General features: G+C 46.2%; 16 protein-coding genes. 10 read left to right on the top strand and 6 right to left on the bottom strand.

Features of this window, described 5'->3' with window-relative positions:
- The first annotated feature begins 19 nt into the window (after positions 1-19).
- Genes ade through MESINF_RS09725 form a run of 3 tightly spaced genes read left to right on the top strand, consistent with a single transcriptional unit; the run spans position 20 to position 5,490 of the window.
- The gene (gene ade, locus MESINF_RS09735; RefSeq protein WP_169699642.1) at positions 20-1,762 is read left to right on the top strand and encodes an adenine deaminase; all 1,743 of its coding nucleotides are present in this window, start codon (positions 20-22) and stop codon (positions 1,760-1,762) included.
- On the top strand, positions 1,755-4,064 hold the full coding sequence (locus MESINF_RS09730; protein ID WP_169699641.1) for a xanthine dehydrogenase family protein molybdopterin-binding subunit: 2,310 nt from the start codon (positions 1,755-1,757) through the stop codon (positions 4,062-4,064). Before ade ends, MESINF_RS09730 begins: the two co-directional genes overlap by 8 nt.
- Before the next feature lie 43 nt (positions 4,065-4,107).
- Positions 4,108-5,490 (top strand): PLP-dependent cysteine synthase family protein, encoded by a 1,383-nt coding sequence (locus MESINF_RS09725; RefSeq protein WP_169699640.1) that lies wholly within the window; start codon positions 4,108-4,110, stop codon positions 5,488-5,490.
- A 13-nt stretch (positions 5,491-5,503) separates the two neighbouring features.
- Here the strand turns inward: MESINF_RS09725 and MESINF_RS09720 are convergent, their stop codons facing one another.
- Positions 5,504-7,351 (bottom strand): LTA synthase family protein, encoded by a 1,848-nt coding sequence (locus MESINF_RS09720; protein WP_169699639.1) that lies wholly within the window; start codon positions 7,349-7,351, stop codon positions 5,504-5,506.
- Between the two features lie 137 nt (positions 7,352-7,488).
- Here MESINF_RS09720 and MESINF_RS13745 point away from each other — a divergent pair, with 137 nt between their 5' ends.
- Together MESINF_RS13745 and MESINF_RS13790 are read left to right on the top strand one after the other, a co-directional pair.
- Positions 7,489-7,623, top strand: coding sequence for a hypothetical protein (locus tag MESINF_RS13745; RefSeq protein ID WP_269460643.1), 135 nt, complete (start codon positions 7,489-7,491; stop codon positions 7,621-7,623).
- 24 nt (positions 7,624-7,647) lie between these two features.
- A complete protein-coding gene (locus tag MESINF_RS13790) occupies positions 7,648-7,812 on the top strand; it encodes a hypothetical protein (RefSeq protein ID WP_169699638.1) in 165 nt (54 codons plus the stop codon).
- 161 nt (positions 7,813-7,973) lie between these two features.
- Here MESINF_RS13790 and MESINF_RS09710 read toward each other — a convergent pair whose 3' ends face one another.
- Complete coding sequence (locus tag MESINF_RS09710; protein ID WP_169699637.1) at positions 7,974-8,399, bottom strand: hypothetical protein; 426 nt, start codon at positions 8,397-8,399, stop codon at positions 7,974-7,976.
- Between the two features lie 129 nt (positions 8,400-8,528).
- Between MESINF_RS09710 and MESINF_RS09705 the strand changes: the two genes are divergently transcribed.
- Positions 8,529-9,875, top strand: coding sequence for an MATE family efflux transporter (locus MESINF_RS09705; RefSeq protein WP_169699636.1), 1,347 nt, complete (start codon positions 8,529-8,531; stop codon positions 9,873-9,875).
- Between the two features lie 114 nt (positions 9,876-9,989).
- Here MESINF_RS09705 and MESINF_RS09700 read toward each other — a convergent pair whose 3' ends face one another.
- The 3 genes from MESINF_RS09700 to MESINF_RS09690 all read right to left on the bottom strand — a co-directional run bounded on the left by MESINF_RS09700 (position 9,990) and on the right by MESINF_RS09690 (position 12,614).
- Entirely contained in the window at positions 9,990-10,499 is a 510-nt protein-coding gene (locus MESINF_RS09700; protein ID WP_169699635.1) for a flavodoxin family protein, read from the bottom strand.
- Positions 10,500-10,733: 234 nt separating this feature from the next.
- Complete coding sequence (locus tag MESINF_RS09695) at positions 10,734-11,480, bottom strand: DUF2087 domain-containing protein (protein ID WP_169699634.1); 747 nt, start codon at positions 11,478-11,480, stop codon at positions 10,734-10,736.
- 213 nt (positions 11,481-11,693) lie between these two features.
- A complete protein-coding gene (locus MESINF_RS09690; protein ID WP_169699633.1) occupies positions 11,694-12,614 on the bottom strand; it encodes a GNAT family N-acetyltransferase in 921 nt (306 codons plus the stop codon).
- A 105-nt stretch (positions 12,615-12,719) separates the two neighbouring features.
- On the opposite strand from MESINF_RS09690, the gene MESINF_RS09685 reads away from it, so the two are divergent.
- Complete coding sequence (locus MESINF_RS09685; RefSeq protein ID WP_169699632.1) at positions 12,720-13,274, top strand: manganese efflux pump MntP; 555 nt, start codon at positions 12,720-12,722, stop codon at positions 13,272-13,274.
- Between the two features lie 271 nt (positions 13,275-13,545).
- Here the strand turns inward: MESINF_RS09685 and MESINF_RS09680 are convergent, their stop codons facing one another.
- Positions 13,546-14,745 (bottom strand): MFS transporter, encoded by a 1,200-nt coding sequence (locus MESINF_RS09680; RefSeq protein WP_169699631.1) that lies wholly within the window; start codon positions 14,743-14,745, stop codon positions 13,546-13,548.
- Positions 14,746-14,883: 138 nt separating this feature from the next.
- On the opposite strand from MESINF_RS09680, the gene MESINF_RS09675 reads away from it, so the two are divergent.
- From MESINF_RS09675 to MESINF_RS09665, 3 genes are all read left to right on the top strand, one after another.
- A complete protein-coding gene (locus MESINF_RS09675; RefSeq protein WP_169699630.1) occupies positions 14,884-17,223 on the top strand; it encodes an efflux RND transporter permease subunit in 2,340 nt (779 codons plus the stop codon).
- Between the two features lie 561 nt (positions 17,224-17,784).
- Positions 17,785-18,741 (top strand): AAA family ATPase, encoded by a 957-nt coding sequence (locus tag MESINF_RS09670; protein WP_169699629.1) that lies wholly within the window; start codon positions 17,785-17,787, stop codon positions 18,739-18,741.
- A gap of 31 nt (positions 18,742-18,772) precedes the next feature.
- Positions 18,773-20,005, top strand: coding sequence for a DUF58 domain-containing protein (locus tag MESINF_RS09665; RefSeq protein ID WP_169699628.1), 1,233 nt, complete (start codon positions 18,773-18,775; stop codon positions 20,003-20,005).
- The last annotated feature ends 25 nt before the right edge of the window (positions 20,006-20,030 follow it).

Genomic DNA, 20,030 nt, shown 5'->3' with positions numbered 1-20,030 from the left:
CAGAAAGGAGGCGTCTCTTATGAACATTATAGACATAATACCCGTTTCCAGAGGTGACAACCCGGCAGATGTACTTCTAAAGAACTGCAGAATCGTAAACGTATTCAGCGGCGAGATAGAGAAAGGCAACATAGCGCTTTTTAAAAAGAGAATAGCCGGGATCGGTGACTATGACGAAGGGAGAGAAGTGATCGACCTCGAGGGTGCCTATATTGTACCGGGGTTGATAGATGCCCACCTTCATATAGAGTCCTCGATGGTCTCTCCGGTCGAGTTTGCCAAAACGATACTGGCCAGAGGTACTACAACTGCGATAGCCGATCCTCACGAGATAGCGAATGTGATGGGGCTGTCCGGTATCGAGTACATGATTCGTTCGACTGAAGGCATACCCGTGAATCTTTACATAATGATCCCTTCGGCCGTTCCGGCCTCTTCAATGGAAACCTCGGGCGCCAGGATCAGCGCGATGGATATGATCGGATTCGTAGAGAAGTTCCAAAATCGTATCCTGGGCCTGGGAGAGGTGATGAACTTTCCGGATATCATAAACGGCGATCGCGATTCCATAGCCAAAATAGAGCTGATACGCCACAAATACAAAAAGATAGATGGTCATATCCCCGGCGTTCTAGGAAAACCGTTGAACGCCTACATAAGCGCTTTCGTAAGGTCCGAGCACGAATGTACCTTCGTCGAGGAGGCGCGTGAAAAACTCTCCAGGGGAATGCAGATACTTATGAGAGAGGGAAGTGTCGAGAGAAACCTCGTACAGTTGTTACCTCTTATAAACGACAAGACTTATCCCTTCGTATCCTTCTGTACCGACGATAAACACCCGGTCGATATAATTCGTGAGGGACACATCGATCACAATGTTAGGCTGGCGATAGAACACGGTATAGATCCAATAATCGCCATAAGGGCGGCGACGATAAACACAGCGCGGCATTATAACCTCAGATCTATGGGCGCCATAGCGCCGGGGTATAAGGCCGACTTGGTGGTGGTAGATAATCTTAGAGATTTCAATCCCATCATGGTCTTCAAAGATTCGAAGATCGTAGCAAGAAATGGCCGACTCGTGACCGAGATAGTCTCTCAGAACTTCCCACAGGAGAAAGTGAATACCTTCAAGTGTCAGAAGATAAATGAGAAAGACCTCGAATTGCCGGCCGAAGGCAGATTTGTGAGAGCCATAGAACTGCTCGGAAGTGAAGTCTTAACAGGTGGCTGTGTTATGGATGCGAAGATTGAAAACGGCATGGCCGTTGGCAATCCATCGAAGGATCTTTTGAAAGTAGCCGCAATCTGCCGCTACTGCGAAGGAAAATCAATGTCGGTGGCCTTCGCAACCGGTTCTGGCCTTAAAAAAGGCGCAGTGGCAACCTCGGTTGGCCACGATTCCCATAATCTGGGTGTTCTTGGAACAAACGATTCTGATATGGTTACCGCCGCAAACAGAGTTATGGAGATGGGCGGTGGTCTGGTAGCGGTGATAGATGGTAAGATCGTTTCAGAATTACCCCTGCGGATCGCCGGCCTGATGTCCGAAATGACCAGCAAGGAGGTCGCCGAACGTCTCGTCGAATTGAAAGAAGCCACGAAGACAATGGGTAGCAAATTACCCGATCTCTTCATGACACTCTCTTTCATGCAACTCTCCGTTATTCCGAAATTGAAGCTTACCAACCTCGGACTAGTCGATGTAGAAAAGAACGATTTCGTATCCCTTTTTGTAAAGGAGGGGCAAGATGTTTAGAAGTAATTCCGGAGAATCGACGAATGTTGTAGGAAAAACGATGAAAAGAGTAGATGCCTTTGAGAAGGTAAACGGTAGCGCCCGGTTCGCGGCCGACATCGCCTTCGACGGTCAGATCTACTGTGCACTGGTTATCGCCGAAAAACCGCATGGCATTCTTCGATCTATAGATACCGTTCTCGCTTCGGAAATTGAGGGGGTAGAGGGTATATTCACCTGGCGGGATATCCCAGGCGAGAACCAGCTCGGTGAAGCGATAAAAGACATGCCATGTCTAGTCAAGGAAGGCGAGAAGATACGCTTCTGGGGAGATGTGGTGGCCATCGTCGCCGCCAGAGACCGCATCTCGGCCGAGAACGCCGCAAAAAGCGTGCGACTCGATATAGAAGACCTCGAGCCCGTACTTTCCATAGAACAGGCGATGGAGGATAAAGTCCAGATACACGAAGGTTCGAACGTGAGAGTCAGTAAACGTATAAGAAAGGGCGATGCAGAAACCGTCATTAAGAACTCAAAAGAAGTATTCGAAGGCGAATTCTACGCCCACTACCAGGAACAGGCCTACATGGAGCCGCAGGGTGTAACCGTAGTTCCCGACTTCGATTACGGTTATACAGTCTATGGCACTATGCAATGCCCTTATTACGTTCAGAGTGCCGTAGCTCACGTTCTTGGACTGCCCATAAACAGAATACGTGTCATCCAGACCGAGACTGGAGGGGCTTTCGGAGGAAAGGAGGACATCCCCTCATACGTCGCCTCGTACGCAGCGGTAGTCGCCTTCAATCTCAAAAGACCGGCAAGACTCATTTATTCGCGCGAGATAGATATCCAGACTACCTCCAAACGCCACCCGATAAAATCTTTCTACCGCATAGCGATGGAAGGGAAGAAAATTAAAGCCATTGAGATTAAGGCATACATGGACATGGGAGCCTACGCGACACTTACACCCATTGTGATGTTCAGAACGCTGGTACACGCCGCGGGTGCATACGATATTGAAAACGTGAACGTCGATGTCTATGGCATTTACACGAACAAAGTTCCGCCCGGAGCTTTCAGAGGTTTCGGCTCTCCGCAGGTTCTCTTTGCGGTTGAGAGTATGATCGATGATATCGCCTGTAAACTGGGGATCGACCCGATGGAATTGCGGGAGGAAAACACTTTGCGACCCGGTTCGAGAACATCGACAAATCATCTGATCGTCGAAAGTGTAGGAGCCCCAGAAACACTGGCGAGAGTTAAGGAATCGTCGCACTGGAAGGATCTGGTGAGAGAGTGTAACGAATTCAACAGAATCAACAAAGACAAAAAACGCGGCGCTGGCCTCTCTCATATATTCTACGGAGTTAGTTTGGGAGCCGGGGGACAGGCTCTCGACAAGTCAGGTGCGCACGTGCTAATAAACAGGGACGGTTCGGTGGAGGTCAGAATAGGTGGAACGGAGATGGGTCAGGGTGCCAAAACCGTCATAGCCATGATAGCCGCCGAGGAGTTGGGTCAGAGAATTGAGAAGATTCTCGTTCACCAACCTGATACGGCCTTCGTACCGGACAGCGGACCAACAGTCGCTTCCAGGACGACCATCTATTCAGGCAACGCCGTCAGACAGGCCTGTATGGCCTTGAGAGGGAAATTGGTTTCCGTTTTCTGCGACCTGTTTAATTCGAATCCAGATAGCGTGAAGTTTTGCCAGGGAGAAGTCAGCGACGGAGAAGACCGAACGATCTCTTTTGACAGGCTGGTCGATACCGCTTACGTGAGGAATGTGAAGCTCTTTGAAGCCGGCTGGTACGATACCCCGAAACTTTCCTTCGATATGGAGAACGGGCTCGGGGAGGCTTATGTGACGTACTCTTATGCCAGCCAGGTGGTTCAGGTTGAAGTCGATATGGCGACAGGTTCCACCAAGGTTCTGAAGGGATTCACCGCCCACGATGTCGGAAAAGCCGTAAATCCCGACGGTGTGATCGGCCAGATTCAGGGAGGCTTCGTCCAGGGTATGGGGTACGCCCTGTACGAAGATCTAAAACTCAGGAACGGAAAGATAGTAAGCGACAACTTTAATACCTATATCATTCCGACGATCCACGAAGTCCCTCCAGAACTGGTAATAGACATCGTGGAGGACCCCTTTCGCGAGGGACCTTACGGGGCCAAGGGAATAGGCGAACCCTCCCTGATGCCAGTACCGGCTTCTGTGGCTAATGCCGTATCTATGGCAATCGGAAAGCGAGTTAGACAAATACCGGTCACGCCCGAGTACGTGTTGGGTCTCATTGAGGAAAAGACCGATTGAAAATACAATAGAACTACATAAAAAATCTCACTGGAGGCTTACAATGAATAAATTTGTTCTTGGTCCAACCTTTGAAGAAATGCTCCATCCAGAGAAAATCGATAAAAACCTGCGAAAGAAAGCCTGGCGAATGCGAATCGAAGACCCTCTAGATCCGATAAACCTCTTCAACATTTCGTGGCGGGACATCGACAACAGGATCTATTACTACGTTTTACCAAAAGAGTTCACTGGAGTAGATGCCAATATCGTGGTGCTATATGGAAAAGAATTTCCCACAGGTAGCCACAAAGTCGGGGCCACTTACTCGATCCTTATGGAAAAAGTCCTTCGTGGGGAGGTCGATCCAACCTATCACACTCTCGTATGGCCATCAACCGGCAACTACGGTATCGGAGGAGCCTGGGTCGGCTGCCGTATGAAGTTCGACTCGGTAGTTATCCTGCCCGAGGAGATGTCGGCCGAAAGGTTCGAAATCATAAGGAAGTACGGAGCCCGTGTGATCGCCACACCGGGGTGCGAATCGAATGTCAAGGAGATATACGACAAAGCCAAAGAGCTTAAGGCTGCCGACCCTGATAAGGTGAGGATACTCAACCAGTTCGAAGAATTCGGCAATTACAGATTCCACTATTATGTGACAGGAAATACCATACTCGAGCTGATAGAACAGTTGAAAATTGGTAACGCAAGAGTATCGGCAATCGTCTCGACCGTCGGTTCTGCCGGCACGATCGCCTGCGGTGACCGTGTGAAAGAAGTCTTCCCGGAGGTTAAGATAGTTGCCGGCGAACCGGTTCAATGCCCAACGCTTTCGCTGAATGGCTATGGCGGCCACGACATACAGGGAATCGGCGACAAGCATGTCACCTGGATTCATAATGTACTCAACAACGACGCTATTGTGGCGCTCGATGATATCGAATGCAAGAAAGTACTCCAGATGTTGACAGACGAGTCTGGAAAATCTTTCTTGAAGGAATTTTTAAGCGACAAAGACGTGGAGAAGATGGCAGGAATATTCGGAATCTCGGGTGTTGCTAACATTCTGGGGGCCATAAAGATAGCCAAACATTACCGGCTTACCTCCAGAGACAATATAGTGACGATTGCCACCGACAACATGAATCGCTACCACTCGGTTATGAAAGACATGACCAGAACATACGGAAAGCTCGACCGCGGCGAGGCCAAACAGAGGTTCGAATCAATCGTACTGGGAGCCAGGACAGATTGGATCTTCGAGGGGACGATGGAAAACCGGTTGCGCTGGCACAATCTCAAGTACTACACCTGGGTAGAACAACAGGGAAAGACAGTAGAAGAGCTCAATAGAACCATGGATCAGGATTTTTGGAAGGTTGAGGCTCAAAAAACCGCAGAGATCGATGGTCTACTAATCGATTACAGAAGGAAGAACGGCTGACTATCATTTAAATTTATTGGTTAGTACTTGGGAGAGTGTGCTGACCTAAAAGCTGAGAAATAGAATCATTCAATATTAGATATTTCGAAGCTTCTATTTGCTGAATAGAGTTTTTGTAACCATCCAGACAGCTGAACGGGGGGATCGCCTCTCCAGTGGCTCTGTCTAAGGCTATGCTGTTCTGAAGAATCCCGTCGCTGGACATTATAAATATCCTTCTATTATCTATGAAAGAGCCTTCCGGCACATAATGTGTCAGTGATACGAAGCCATCCGACGAGTTGTTGAGGTCTCTGCCGAACAGTATTCCGTTTCTTTCGACGACGCCAATCAGGTTCAGGAGAGTGGGGAAAAAATCTATCTGGCCTCCTACTATGGAGTTAACAACCTTGAGCTTAGAACCTGGTATATGAAAAACCAAAGGTATGTTCATGGCTTGAACCAGGTCGTAAGGCCTACCAAGAAGATCGGTCATAATATCCCTGTTCTCCTTATTGAATGGATAGAGACCAGAATGGTCACCGTATATAGCAACGATTGAGCTCTCATAGAGACCAAGGCGTTTCAGATCGGATATGAAAACCCCCAGAGCTTTATCCGTGTAATGGACCGACTGGAGATAGTTGCCAAAAAGCGTCCCCTCATGTTCAGGAAGCAACTTAATTTCATGAAGCTCACCGGGAATGTCGTAAGGATTATGACTGGTGAGTGTGACAAGGAAAGCGAAAAAAGGAGAGGGTAGAGATTTTGTCATCGACACTACCTGCCTGAAAAAGGAGAGATCGCTCAAACCGAAACCTATGATTTCGTCGTTTTCCATATCCTCAAGACTCACAAAGTCGTCGAATCCCAAAGAGGGATAAACTTTCTCCCGGTTCCAGAAGGAACCTTTATTTCCGTGGAATGCAACCGTGTAGAACCCCTTAGAATTCAGTAGCGCCGGAAGGCTATAAAAACTGTTCTGATCATGTGATTCATAGACAGAGATCTGCCCAAGACAGTGCATGGAATTGATTATTACAAATTCCGCGTCCGATGTGTTGCCTGCCCCGACTTGTTGGTAGATCTCATCGAAATAGATGGAATTGTTTGAAATCAGCCTGTTGAGATTCGGGGTAACTTCCTGGCCGTTGTAGTAAAAATCAACCAGAAAATCCTGGAAGGATTCCAGCTGTACCAGAATGATGTTTCTGTCTTTTGCCACCGCAAAATAATTCCCCTTTTCAGCAATTTTGTTTATATAACCACTATAGGTAACATTCTCATCTAGGTCGGGGGTTTTGATCTTACTCAGCGCCAGCCTGGCCATATCGTACAGATGATAAGCAAAGAGTCCGTATCGATTGAAAACAAAATAAGGTTGCAGCGATTCAGAGATGAATGGAAGCAACAAAGACATAAAAAGAATTAAAAACATGGCCAGCCACTGCACTCTTCTGTCCGATTTTTCACCGGTCTCGTTCACTTTCGAGAGTTTTCGCCTCAGATATAATCCCACAGGAAAAAGGTCGACTATGAATAGAAAACTCAACGGATCCATCACATAGATTATACTGCTCTTCACGCCGCCTATTTGATGAACATGGGCAAGTTCCTTCACCGAGGGTAGGAATCCGAAGTACTGGAAATAAAGGAAATCTATAAAAAGCACACAAGACACTATACAGTAAAGCAGGAAGAACCTGCCTCTGAATAGAACCTGAAAGATTATAAGCAGAAAGAAATACCATACGATCGTTCCGATTATATTGGAGAGCTTCAAGGTCTGAGCCGTATAGATGTAGAAAAAGAAAACCTTTATCAGACTCGTTGAAGCAAGTAAAGAGACGGTCTCGACTGTCCAGTTATAAGTTTTTTTCAAGCGAGTCACACCCGATCGATTTTTCCGGTTTGCCCATTGAGAAATTATACATACTCTATTGATTCATATCAACCCTTGAATCACAGATGGCATAGATATGCAAAACATCGAATCACCATACAAAAGGCGTGTACATTATGGTCAAATACGGTGCTACCGATGAAATAGCCCTCATCCGTGGTGTAGAAAGAAACGATCTCTTCGAAATTCCCAAGAAAAACCGTGACAAGATAATACATTTCGACGATTATGACAGACAACGCAATTTCTAAGCGATAAACGATTCTATAGACCACGTGTACGGCAACTCCATACTCTCTTGGACTTTCAGAAAGATCAAAAAAGTCATAGGCGGCAGCGACCAGATCATGCGATGGGGAGGAGACGAATCCACATTGAGGCTTGCCAGCTCCGACAGATCGAAGACAAATATGACCGTCGAGAGATTCGGGCTCATGTAAAGTCCGAATACGAAAAATAGAATGTCAATGTTACCATAAGCATGGAGCTGAAATGCTGTCGCGGAACGGTGGGACGACGTCGATAAGATGATAACAGAGCCGATGTCGTATTTTATTCAGCTAAAAGACTGAGTAAGGACTGCTTGAGAACCTTTTGAATCTCATAACGAGGAGACCACAGAGATAACTTCGGGCTTATCCGGATCGGAAAGATCGACCACGAAGAACAGCTTACCTGACACCCATGCATCGGTAGTGGCCAGATCTTTTTTATTCCAGTATAATTCGCGGTTAAAAGGTTTAACAGAGAACTCGACTGAAAAGGCGAATTCAAGGTCGTCCTGATCCAGTATCTCCAGCTTTTCAATCACATAACCTGTTATCCTTCTTTCATCGGGCATGTTCCTGCCCGTGAGTTGGTCGAAGTATTCGCACACCAGTCTATCGGCAGTCTCTCTGAGACGTATCTCTCTGGACCAGCTGCTCTTTTCAAGAATTGGAAAAATACTGTCACCGAAAAAAAGGACCAATCCAAGCAAGGCCGCCTGAACAAGGATAAGAACGTACAGCAATCTCTGGTTTTCCACTGCTCCACCCCCCAACTTTTCCTTTCAAAGATCATTATACCCTTTCTAAAGCGCCATCTAACTGTGGAAGTTGTTTCAAAGATGATTGTAGAGTAGAATATGGAGAAACCTTTATTTTTGGAGGACTACGTGAAAGACTTAACCAGTGGAAACGAAGGCAGTCTAATCGTCAAATTCGCTATCCCGATGCTTCTGGGAAATGTATTTCAGCAGCTTTACAACACTGTGGACTCGATAATAGTGGGAAATGTGGTGGGCAAAGAGGCACTCGCGGCCGTCGGGGCTTCCTTTCCGATCATGTTCCTCCTTCTATCACTGATAATGGGAGTAACTATGGGAGCCACCATTCTGATTTCGCAATACTTCGGAGCGAAGGACTATGAAAAACTTAAAAAGACTCTAGATACAACGTATATATTTCTCTTTTTTGGATCGATCGCAATTTCCATTCTTGGAGTCCTTCTCAGCGGACCAATTCTTAGATTGATGAACACCCCTCAGGACATAGTAGGCCAAGCGCAAACTTATCTGAACATAATTTTCGCAGGAATGCTTACGCTTTTCGGTTACAATGCAATAAGCGCCATACTCAGAGGTCTTGGAGATTCTAAAACGCCTCTCTATTTCATAATAATAGCCACTCTCCTCAACATAGTGCTCGATCTAGTTTTCGTTATGACCTTCGGCTGGGGCATCGCCGGTGTTGCCTGGGCGACCATAATCTCCCAGGGCGTTTCCTTCCTCTCTGGAATCCTATACTTGAACAAAAACCACGATTTCCTCGGTATCAAACTAAAAGGAATGAGATTCGATGGTGAGATCTTCAAAAAGTCTCTTAGAATCGGCCTACCCGCAGGAGTTCAACAAATGCTTTTCTCTTTGGGTATGATGGCTCTGCAATTTTTAGTGAATGGTTTCGGCACCAACACCGTGGCCGGCTTCATCGCGGCGACTCGGGTTGATACCTTCGCATCGATGCCGATATTTAGCTTCGGCGCGGCCATATCGGCCTTCGCGGGACAGAATCTCGGCGCGGGAAAAATGGAGAGAGTCAAGCGCGGTCACCGGGTAACTCTACTGGTTTCGGTCAGTCTTGCATTCATCACGGCGATCTTCATCTTTCTGTTCGGAGGATTCATGATAAGACTGTTCAATTCAGATCCCGAGGTAGTAAGAATAGGTTCGAATTACCTCAAAATCGTTAGCGCCTTCTACGGAGTCGTGGCCTGGATGTTTATCACAACGGGCGTGATGAGAGGCGCGGGCGATACGTTTGTTCCGATGATAATCTCCTTACTTTCGCTCTGGCTTATAAGAGTGCCTCTAGCGGCGATTTTCTCGGGGTTCATGGGCGAAAGCGGCATATGGTGGTCGATTCCCGTGGCGTGGAGCGTTGGATTGATACTCACTTTGATCTACTACCGCACCGGCCGATGGAAGAGTAAAGTCGTGGTGAAGAACGTCCGGATGGATTAAAACTGACCGGAAACACTAGAATAGCGAACTCCTTGTCTATTTCATTTAGACATCTCAAAGGTACATATTGTCAAATCTAGTAAGGATAACTTCTTTGGTTACCGTGCAGGGCTATCACGGTTCTATGACCGATTTAAGGACGTGTCTAGCCCAGTTTCTACCGGCTTTTGCCGCGTACTCGATTCCCGAACCGACCGGATCGTAGAAATCGATCGTTCCCACTATCTTGTTATCCTTGAGCTTGTTGATCATCTCCTGAAAAACTATTCCCATGAGTCCTTCGTGCGTGCAGAAAAGCGCGACGTTCTTTCCATACAACCGAGTGGAATTTAACAGACTTTCGAACGGCGGAGCGTAACTCATGGCCCAAACAGGAGTTCCGAAAAATATAAGATCGTAATCTTCCATTTTATCCGGTATCGCTTTCAAACGGGGATTAGGATTCATTATCACACTTTCTCCCTCCCACATATACTTCACTCTCTTTCCACCGCTCTCCTCAAGTGGAACCAGCTCGAAGAGGTCGGCTCCGGTTTCGTTGGCGATCATTTCGGCTATGGTTTTCGTGCTGTTATCATAGGAATAATAAACGACAAGTACCTTCTTTTGATTGTTTGACTCCATTTAAAAGACCTCCCAATGACGATAATAATTGTCCATATTTATTTTCGCATATACAGCCCCCTTTTACAAATGGGGTTTCGAAATATCCGGACTGATTCGTCTTTATCCTGTCACATTCTGCCAAGTCAGGAATTAAGAGTGGTCTTCCGTTGCCTGTACTGAATGCTGCTCCATCTGAACAAACACACCTTTCATCGATTAAAAGTGAAAGATGAGAGGCGTGAGAGCGCAAAATCAGAAAATCGACCAGTAGCTACTGCCATCGGGCTTGCGGGTTATGAAACCGTATTCGATCAGGTATCTTCTCAACAACACGTAATCCTCGTAGTATCGTTTCAAAATTTCATTAACTTCTTTTTCCGAGTAGATGCGGTTGCTGGCGAAATCCCCGGCTATTTTCATGAGAACAATCAGCTTGTCTTTTTCCTTCTTTGGAAATCTTTTCAAAATACCGTCTTCTTCGAAGAACTTTTTTATTTTTTCTTCCCTTTCCGTTTCGGTTATTGCATATCTGTCGTCGATCATGGTCGCGCCTCTGTGAACACCGATCATCCTGTCTTCCTCTTTGATTTTCTCTTCCATCAGCTCGAAAAGAACCAGGAAGATTTTCGCCTGTCTGGCCTTCTCTTTAAGGCGAAACCGATGGTTTCTGACTGTCGAACGGTTGATATTCATTTTCCTGGCTATCTCTCCGTCATCCAGACCGCTGAAAAATCCACTCATCAGCTCACTTTGAAGTTCCGTCAGACCAGTGTGTTTTCTCTCTCTCGCCATCATGGATTCGAAAACAGAACCGTGAACGGATTTTATGTGCTCTTCAACGGCCTTTTTCGCATCGAAGAAAATCCCATTGACCGTGTAAACTACTCCTTCTTCGAAGCCCATTCCACAGTAATGGCAGACATAATTTCTCTCGATCAGTGAATAGCCACGCTTAAGATCTTCTATACTCGCCTTCCAGAAAAGTTCCACAAATTCCATGCCTACACCTCCATGGAACATTGTACCATGCAAAATAAATAAATCAAACATAAATCTATTTTGTTTGATTATATTCAATTAATCAATAATAATGTTTGATTATAATTGATGATCAATTGTACGCAAAATTTGCGTACGCTGGATTTTGTGAAGTCCCGTTCGAGAAAACTATTGATCACATGTTGTTAGTGACGTTTAATATGAGCATCTTCATCATATTGGCAAGACAAGGACTTTTCTGGTAAAAGTATGCACGTAACCGCATTCCCTGTATATCTTCAACGCCGTCGTCCTGTCGGATGTCACGGAAAGGAGGGCGCTTCTGGCCTGTCTATTCTGCAAATAGATTAGAGCCTCCGACATCAGGGCTCTCGCCACCCCCTTTCCCCTCCATCTGTTCACGACGAAGACTTCTTCGGTGTAATATACGCCGTTGCTCGATGGATACACCATTAAACTCGCGACAAGGTTTTCTTTGCCATCAAAAACCGCTATAACGGCCCCTTGGGATTTCCAGTCTGGTCTCTGGAAAAAGTAATTCAAGTACCTGTATTCCAGCGGAGAATCTGGAAAACATGACTGTTCGGCACTCAGATATTTGAGGATCTCCGGTTCTTTCTTTGGCTTCCAGACTTTCACCAACAGACTCTCGGGAAGTTTTACAGGCATTACCGGAAGTTCGAGATCTCTTTCCATGTAATAGAAATCGATCCATGGAAGGAATCCCAGCTCCTCGAAGAACCTGCTTCTTTCCGTCTCGCTTTCGTGAAGTTTTACACAGATTCTCGTTCCGGCAGCCCTGAAATAAGACTTCGTGGATTCTCTTATCGGACGGATAGAACTTTGAAAAAGCTTTTTCATAACTTCGTGAGCCCCGTTGAAGGGGACGGTTTTTATATCTAGCCATATGTGATGATAAAATTTACTGGAGAAGTTCTGTCGTGAAAGGAATTTCGAAAAACCTACGACTTTTCCGCTTTGAAGTGCGAGAAGAATATTTTTTCTTCCATTGAGGAGAGGATTCTTGAGGTCTAAGACATCAAAACTCTCGGCGAACGGGTACTTCTCCGCGTAGAATTTTTCCACCATCATTATCTCTTCCTGTCTGTCTTTCGAATAGGGCAGTATCTCCATAGCTCCACCTCTCCCAAGAGTATATCAAAACTTTTTCATCGATTCAGGAACGCCGCGTCCATTCATGATAGCATTGTAGAAACATTTGAAGCATCGAGGTTTGCAATGGAAAGCATTCTTATAGCTTTTGGTCTGGCAATGGACGCGTTCGCGGTATCGATATGTGTCGGTGTTTCTCTGGAGAAAATCACACCCGGACAGATCTTCAGGGTGTCTTTCCACTTCGGATTCTTTCAGTTCATGATGCCTTTACTCGGATGGCTTCTGAGTTCGAGGTTCGAAAAGTACATCGAGTCTTTCGATCACTGGATAGCCTTCGCGCTCCTCTCCTTCATCGGAAGCAAGATGTTTCTCGAAGTCTTCAAGAAAGAAGAGGAAAGACTGTGCCTCGATAGAACCAGAGGAGTGCATCTTATAATGCTATCTTTAGCCACTTCGATAGATGCCCTCGCTGTGGGGATAGCCTTCGCTTTGTTAAAGAAACCCGTTCTGGAAACTGCCGTTGTTATAGGTTTAGTAACGGCCTCTCTCTCCTTTCTTGGAATAAAGGGGGGGCACAAACTTGGCGAAAAATTCGGGAAGTCGATGCAGGCGATAGGCGGTCTGGTGCTTGTATCGATCGGATTGAAGATCCTTATAGAACACATTTTCAGCCACTGAACGCTCAAAGGTAGAATATAAGAGGCGACAGACGAGAGAATCAGCCTTTTTCAATAGTATTTGGAGTTCTCTTCAATCGCGCACAATACCCTGTACAAAGAAAGGCGAGTTTTCATATATCCAGGGTTAATACGCCCATCAGCTCCAGCCGTAATCGTCGCTGAAAGAAACCCTAAAAGCCTTTTTGGATTCAGGTAGCAGTTCTTGATCGGTCTGGGTCTTTATAAGGATGGAATCTGGACTAAGAACGAATAACCAAGAACCGCTCTTCTCACGCTCGAGAGTTCCGCTCTTCGTAAAGCTCCATCACCCTGTTCTTGGTCCCGAACTCTCGGTAGAAGAGGAAGATCACGAACGAGTTTATTCCGTAGAATACTGTGCTAAGAAGGAAGAGCTGGCCATATCCGCTAATGTATGTGCCGACAATGTAACCGAAGACAATCGCGGCAATAGCCCTGACTGTGTTGTTCAAAAAACCGTTCAGACCGGATATTGTGGACAGTTTCGAATTCGGAACGTATGAATAGATTATGGATGTCATTATAGGGTTAGTTATGTTCATGAACACGAACCTTAAGGCATACAGCATCGTGAAGAGTATCGGCTCGCGCGCAACTACGAGAGAGAGCATAAGCGGAACTACCAGCAGCTGCATCGCAAGATTGAATCTCAAAGGTCCAAAACGCCTGCCCAGACGATGAGACATGACTGAACCGGCGGCCGTTCCAAATTGCGCGATCGAGAGGGCTATGCCTATACCCGTGGCCGACATATTGAAGAGATCTTTGAATATAAGATTCCCGAAATGTATGAAGAGCCCGGCACCGAAGCCTACTAATGCCGTAGATGCGAAGTAGTAAGTTAGAACCTTTTTTTCGTCATGCTCTAAACTCGAGAAATCGAAGAGTTCTTTGAATCTCGACTTTGTATCGATTACCTGCAACTGGATGACGGGAATTATGGCAACAAAGTGCCCGAGCATAGAAATCAAAAGAGTCGACTGCAATCCAAAGAGATCTCCAAAAAAGCCACCCACAAAATTACCAACAACACCGCTCGCCATGTTTATCCCGAAGTTCAACCCAAAGATTCTCGCCCTGTTTTCCGTCTTCGTGACTCCGGTCATAGCGGCCATCACTACGGTAAAGACCGTCACCGTGAAGCCACCTTTTATGAATGAAAGCAATATAATAACACCCGGGTCGGCAATGTAAGCTAGAGCGATTCCAACAACCGGCACGACGATAGCCGAAAAAAACAGTATCTTTCTCTTTCCAATCCTATCGGCAATTACGGAAGCTATAAGACCTATTATTGCCGAACCCCATAGCTGGGCCGATGTAATGTTGCCAATGGTGTTGTTATAAAAGCCCAATTCTCTGAGATAAAGGTTAAACACTACCCGGTACATGGAGATGGTTATCGTTGATATGAACGTGTAAATCAGGAGTAGAAAAACGTTTTTCCTCAAACCACAACCTTCTTTTGTTTGATATGCTAACAATATACTACCATTTTGAGTAATAACTTTGAAGTACTGACTGAGCCTTTGCGTATTCAACATGATATGATTCTTTTTAAAGAACGTCTATTCTGGGAGGGCTATAGATTGCTGCAGTCGAAATTACGGGGTATCGCGTCTGGAATTTCGAATCTCTTCAAGAAAGCTATCGATAAGGCCGTTTCCTTCAGCGTGGCGTTTCCCTGGATTATACTGATTTTCTTTGCAGCACTCACGATCTTCTTTGGAACGAAGACAACTTCTCTGAAATTCGAGACGGACATAGACAATCTAGCGACGAAATCGGCCAGCGAAATAAAAGAGATAGAGCTGGCTGCGAGAGACTTCTCAATTTGGGAACCGCTCTATCTGGTCCTCGTTGGTGATACGAGAACACTGGAAACCTGGCAAAGGATAGCGCTGACAACAGCGAACCTGCGGAAGGTAGAAAATGTAGCGCGTGCTTTGAGCCCTCTCGATTCGACTTACATGACTCTTCAAGGTTTCAGTGTTAAGAGCCTGCCAGTAACCTCTGCGACTCCTTCTAACGAAGAAGAACTCAAAGTATTCCGTAATAATCTTTCCATGAGTTTTGATAGCCGTTTCTCCGTCAGTCCTTCGGAAGATGCGGTCGTTGTGAGGCTGTACATTAGAGGCGGTCTAGGTAGCCGAGGAAAGAAAGCCATTGACGAAATTCAGAAGATACTGCAAGATGAATGGGGTGAAGGGGGCTACTATCTCACTGGAGAGTTCTTCTTAGGCTACTCGGTCGACAAAACGGTTGTTGCGGATGTGATAACTCTCTTCCCGCTGGCCATAGCCATTGTATTTCTAGTCACAATACTGAGCTTCAGAAGCATCGCGGGAGTGCTGGCTCCGACAATCACTGTGCTTTCTACTGTTGTGGTGACTTTAGGCTTCATGGCCACGCTCGGCAAACCCCTCACGATAATTAGCGCCGTCTTACCCGTTTTGCTGATAGCAATGAGCAGCGCCGACAGCATACATATTTTCAGTAGATACCGCGAAGAAATCTCGCGTGGCAGTCAGAAAAGACAGGCGATAACACAATCGATTAACTCTTTGGTGTTGCCGGTAGTTATGACCTCGCTGACGACTGCTGCTGGTTTTGGCTCACTCGTATTCTCTTCTATCATTCCGATGAAAGAACTTGGCTACTTCAGCGTTTTCGGAATTATCTACGCTATGTTGTTTTCATTGCTGGCCGTTCCCGCATTACTTTCTTTGCTTCCCGCACCCAGGGTTGATATAGCCTCTTCCAGAAGCGTAGAAGAACCTTTCATGGACAAGCTGTTGTACAGATTTTCCATGGCGGTGGCGGAGAAGAGACGGATCGTGTTGCTGATTTCGATAGCCGTGGCCCTAGTCTGTGTAGTCGGTATCACAAACGTACAGTTCGAATCGAATTTATCAAGATACTTTAGAAAGGGAAGCGCCGTATCCATGGGTGTTATCAACTTTGAAGAGAGGTTCGGCGGCTCCTCCCTATTAATAATCGCTGTCGATTCGGGAAAAGAAGGCGGAGTAATGACTGTGGATTTTATGAAGGCGCTAGGTGAGATGGAAAAAGTGCTGGACAGTTTCGATATACTCTCTAGAACATCTTCTTTCTACAGCCTGGTAGGTTCGATCTATCCGGGAGAACTCAACCAGGGACAGATAACGCTTATAAAATCGGGCATCGGAAGCTCGGGGGTACAAGGGTACATTAGCAAGGATTCTTCGAAGGCCGCTATACACACGTATATCAGAAATACCAGTACGCGCGAGATATCCAGAACACTGGTTCGCGTAGAAAAAGAACTTCGAAAGTTTTTACCGGCCGGCGCCACACTCACCCTCACGGGCACGCCGCGCGTAATCCAATTACACATGGAGAGCTTCTCCCAGAGCCAGGCGGTCAGTCTCCTGTTCTCGGCGATTATAGTCTGGCTTATAGTTTCTCTTATGTTCCTTTCGATTTTCATAGGTTCTATCGCCATGCTACCACTGCTTTTCACGATAGTTTTCAGTTTGGGAATCATGGGATTAACTGGAATACCTCTTGATGCTGCAACCGTTCTGGTGGCGAGCATATCTGTGGGGGTCGGAATAGATTATTCGATACATTTCATAGAAAGGGTCAAGTCCGAACTTAAACTGGGTAACTCTCTGGAAAGGGCCAGCAACAAGGCGTCCCGTACGGCAGGACGCGCAATACTCATAAATGCAGTAACTCTCATCTCGGGTTTTTCGATACTCGCCTTTTCCAACTTTCTTACGGTGTCGGCATTTGGAATACTTATGACCTTCACGATGGCCACCAGTTCCGTGGCAGCTCTGGTGATTATACCGGCCATACTGAACTCGCGAAGACTTAGTGATAAAATATTGAAAGCACTTCTAAGGACGGATGCTAAAGAAAAAGGGAGTAAGATACCGTTCTAGCACTGCTTACCAGGTTTGAATTTCTGCCAGACCCAGCCTGGCTGACCTACTGGAAATGAGATCTTCGACGTGTGCTGGCAGCAGCCATTAAGGGGTCTAGGTCGGTTGACTGCCCCAGCGCATAGATAGTATAGGCCGTTATTGAGTCGGTAATGACCAGTTGGGGAGTGTGTCTGTTTCTCACAGGATAGTTACAGTCGCCGTTGTTCACAAAGATATTCTATGATGCATGAAATTTATCATTCCTTACTCAAGAGAAAGGGAGGCGTTTACTTTACCAGATGTCTTCAGAGATCGAGATGAATTTATACTGACGGTCGCAAGTACTATGTTTGAAATTGCAAGGACAGTCAAGACCTTTGCTAGGGACATTCCCAATTTCTGCTTTTTGTCTTTTCATGAATAACCGCATTCAGATCAAACTGAATAGTAATACAAAAAAATGAGTTTATTGAATGATATTATTTATTGAGTTTCTAGTCGAAAAATATAACTGCTTCACGCTCCTACAAACATCCATGATAGACTTTTAGAGATCGTAAAAATTACAGAGGTGAAGAGATGCCGGAAATCGATTTCTTCGGTGAAAAGCTGAAAAGGAACATTGCCAAAGTGATAGTGGGTAAGGAAGAGATAATAGAGAAGGCGTTGGCCGTTCTTCTGAGTGGCGGCCATGTTCTTATAAACGATGTTCCCGGCGTTGGAAAGACTGTGTTTGCAAGAAGTTTGGCCGTTTCCCTGGGTCTGGACTTCAGGAGAATACAGTGTACACCCGACCTTCTTCCCAGCGATGTAACGGGACTTAATGTGCTGGATATCAAAAGCAACGAGTTCATCTTCAAAAAGGGACCTGTCTTTACGGAAGTACTTCTGGTAGACGAGATAAACAGAACCACTCCGAGAACCCAATCGGCCCTTCTCGAAGCAATGGGCGAGAGACAGGTTACAATCGACGGGAAGACCTTCTTCATGGCAAGACCTTTCTTTGTCATGGCAACCCAGAATCCCGTAGAGTTCGAAGGGACTTTTCCACTCCCCGAAGCCCAGCTCGACAGATTTTCTATTTCACTCTCGATGGGATATCCAGATGAGGAATACGAAGTAGCGCTTCTGAAAGGTATGTTGCTCGAGCATCCACTGGAAAGCCTCAAGGCCGTCTCCAGTAGAGATGAGCTGCTGAATATAATGAAAAGAGTTAAGGAAACAAAGGTAGAGAGATCGATACTGGAGTATGTGGTTGCGATAGTTTCTAAAACCAGGAATCACAGGGATCTTTCACTAGGTTCTAGCCCAAGGGGTTCGATCGCCATCGTCGATGCGGCCAGGGCACTGGCAGGACTCAGGGGAAGAGGATTCGTAATTCCCGACGATGTCAAGGAAATAGCTCCGGAGGCACTATCACATAGGATTATGCTCAAACCCGAAGCCCGTCTGATGAGACGAAAGGCCAGAGATGTCGTAGAGGAAATTCTGCAGACCGTTCCGGTTCCACTTGAAAATGAGAGAATTGAGGTTTGATAGCTTAATTTCTAGAAAGAGACCACTCTTCATGTTTTCGATGGCGGTCTTAGTCTGGATTATTATGTCGGTAGATACCTTTTCTTTGATGATCGGATCACTGGTTATCCTTCTCTGGATTCATTATTATTTCGTGGTAATATCTGTCAAAAGACTTAATATAATACGAACAATTGACAGAGAAAGGCTTTTCCCTGGTGAGTATCTCACCTTGAAATACTCTATTTCCGCCACGTCACCAATGCGGCTCGAACTCATCGCTACACCTACGTTGGTGGGCAGATATGATTTTGCCAGTACAAAGGGTGAAAAAGTAGTAGTCGGGAGCGAGCACGCAGTTAGCTTTCAATACACGGTGAGTTTCAGAAGGCATGGTGAGAAGGACATTTCAAAACTGGAGATTCTTTACAGGGATCCAACGAAGCTTTTCACCCTTATGGTTACTTACTCTCTGAAAGAGAAGATTTTGATTCTTCCGCGAATAACCGATCCGGGCAATTTCCCAATAAGGTTACGTGAATTGCTTCCGGGAAAGGAGAGCGATTTCAAATTAATGGAGGATCTGACCGATTTCCGGGGGATCAGGGTGTACGACAGGGAACCACTCAATAGAATTCACTGGAAAGCCTCTGCGAGAATGGGCAGACTTTATTCGAAGGAGTTCGGCTTTACGGCCGTCAGTAAGACCTTTCTCTATCTGGATCTTAACCTTTCTGACGAGGTCTTCGCACGCGATGTGTGGGAAAGGATAAGAGTAGATTACGAGGAGACTGCCATAGAGGTTGCCGGATCTTTGATAAGAAAGATTTTAACCGATTCCGGTCGATTGACACTTGTTACGGTGGGTGAGAAAGTGAGTTACACAGATGATACTGGCAGGGACTGGATAGATTTTTTCGAAGTGCTTTCGATGGCTCACGGTTGTGAAAAAGGGCCGTCGTTTTCGGAATACATATCCCGGGATATGGGTCGCTACGATCCCACCACAACGGTGGTGGTCCTCTCTCTGTACCTCGGCGAGAGTGTACTCCCCGATCTCGTAAAGGCCAGAAGTCGTGCAAGTCGTGTCGTTGTGCTTCTTATGCCGTTCGGTTTGAGAAAGCCCGGTCAACTACCGGGAAAGTCTTACCAGATGCTCCCCATGGCGATGGAAGAGTTGAAAAGGAGGAGTTCTCTTCTTGAGGAGGAGCAGATAATCGTGCGGGTGGTGGAGGAAAATCGGTCGCTGGCGGAGACCTTCGGGGAGGTTTGTAAACATAGGTAATACCGGCAAGGTTCAGACTTTCATT

This window comes from Mesotoga infera (genome assembly GCF_900157305.1).
Classification (GTDB): domain Bacteria; phylum Thermotogota; class Thermotogae; order Petrotogales; family Kosmotogaceae; genus Mesotoga; species Mesotoga infera.
This window is presented reverse-complemented; position numbering and strand designations above follow the sequence as displayed.

What these genes read in the sequence shown, in the direction of transcription:
- ade (WP_169699642.1), top strand. Translation starts at nt 20, where the DNA reads ATGAACATTATAGACATAATACCCGTTTCCAGAGGTGACAACCCGGCA.
- MESINF_RS09730 (WP_169699641.1), top strand. Translation starts at nt 1,755, where the DNA reads ATGTTTAGAAGTAATTCCGGAGAATCGACGAATGTTGTAGGAAAAACG.
- MESINF_RS09725 (WP_169699640.1), top strand. Translation starts at nt 4,108, where the DNA reads ATGAATAAATTTGTTCTTGGTCCAACCTTTGAAGAAATGCTCCATCCA.
- MESINF_RS13745 (WP_269460643.1), top strand. Translation starts at nt 7,489, where the DNA reads ATGGTCAAATACGGTGCTACCGATGAAATAGCCCTCATCCGTGGTGTA.
- MESINF_RS09700 (WP_169699635.1), bottom strand. Translation starts at nt 10,499, where the DNA reads ATGGAGTCAAACAATCAAAAGAAGGTACTTGTCGTTTATTATTCCTAT.
- MESINF_RS09695 (WP_169699634.1), bottom strand. Translation starts at nt 11,480, where the DNA reads ATGGAATTTGTGGAACTTTTCTGGAAGGCGAGTATAGAAGATCTTAAG.
- MESINF_RS09690 (WP_169699633.1), bottom strand. Translation starts at nt 12,614, where the DNA reads ATGGAGATACTGCCCTATTCGAAAGACAGACAGGAAGAGATAATGATG.
- MESINF_RS09685 (WP_169699632.1), top strand. Translation starts at nt 12,720, where the DNA reads ATGGAAAGCATTCTTATAGCTTTTGGTCTGGCAATGGACGCGTTCGCG.
- MESINF_RS09670 (WP_169699629.1), top strand. Translation starts at nt 17,785, where the DNA reads ATGCCGGAAATCGATTTCTTCGGTGAAAAGCTGAAAAGGAACATTGCC.
- MESINF_RS09665 (WP_169699628.1), top strand. Translation starts at nt 18,773, where the DNA reads ATGTTTTCGATGGCGGTCTTAGTCTGGATTATTATGTCGGTAGATACC.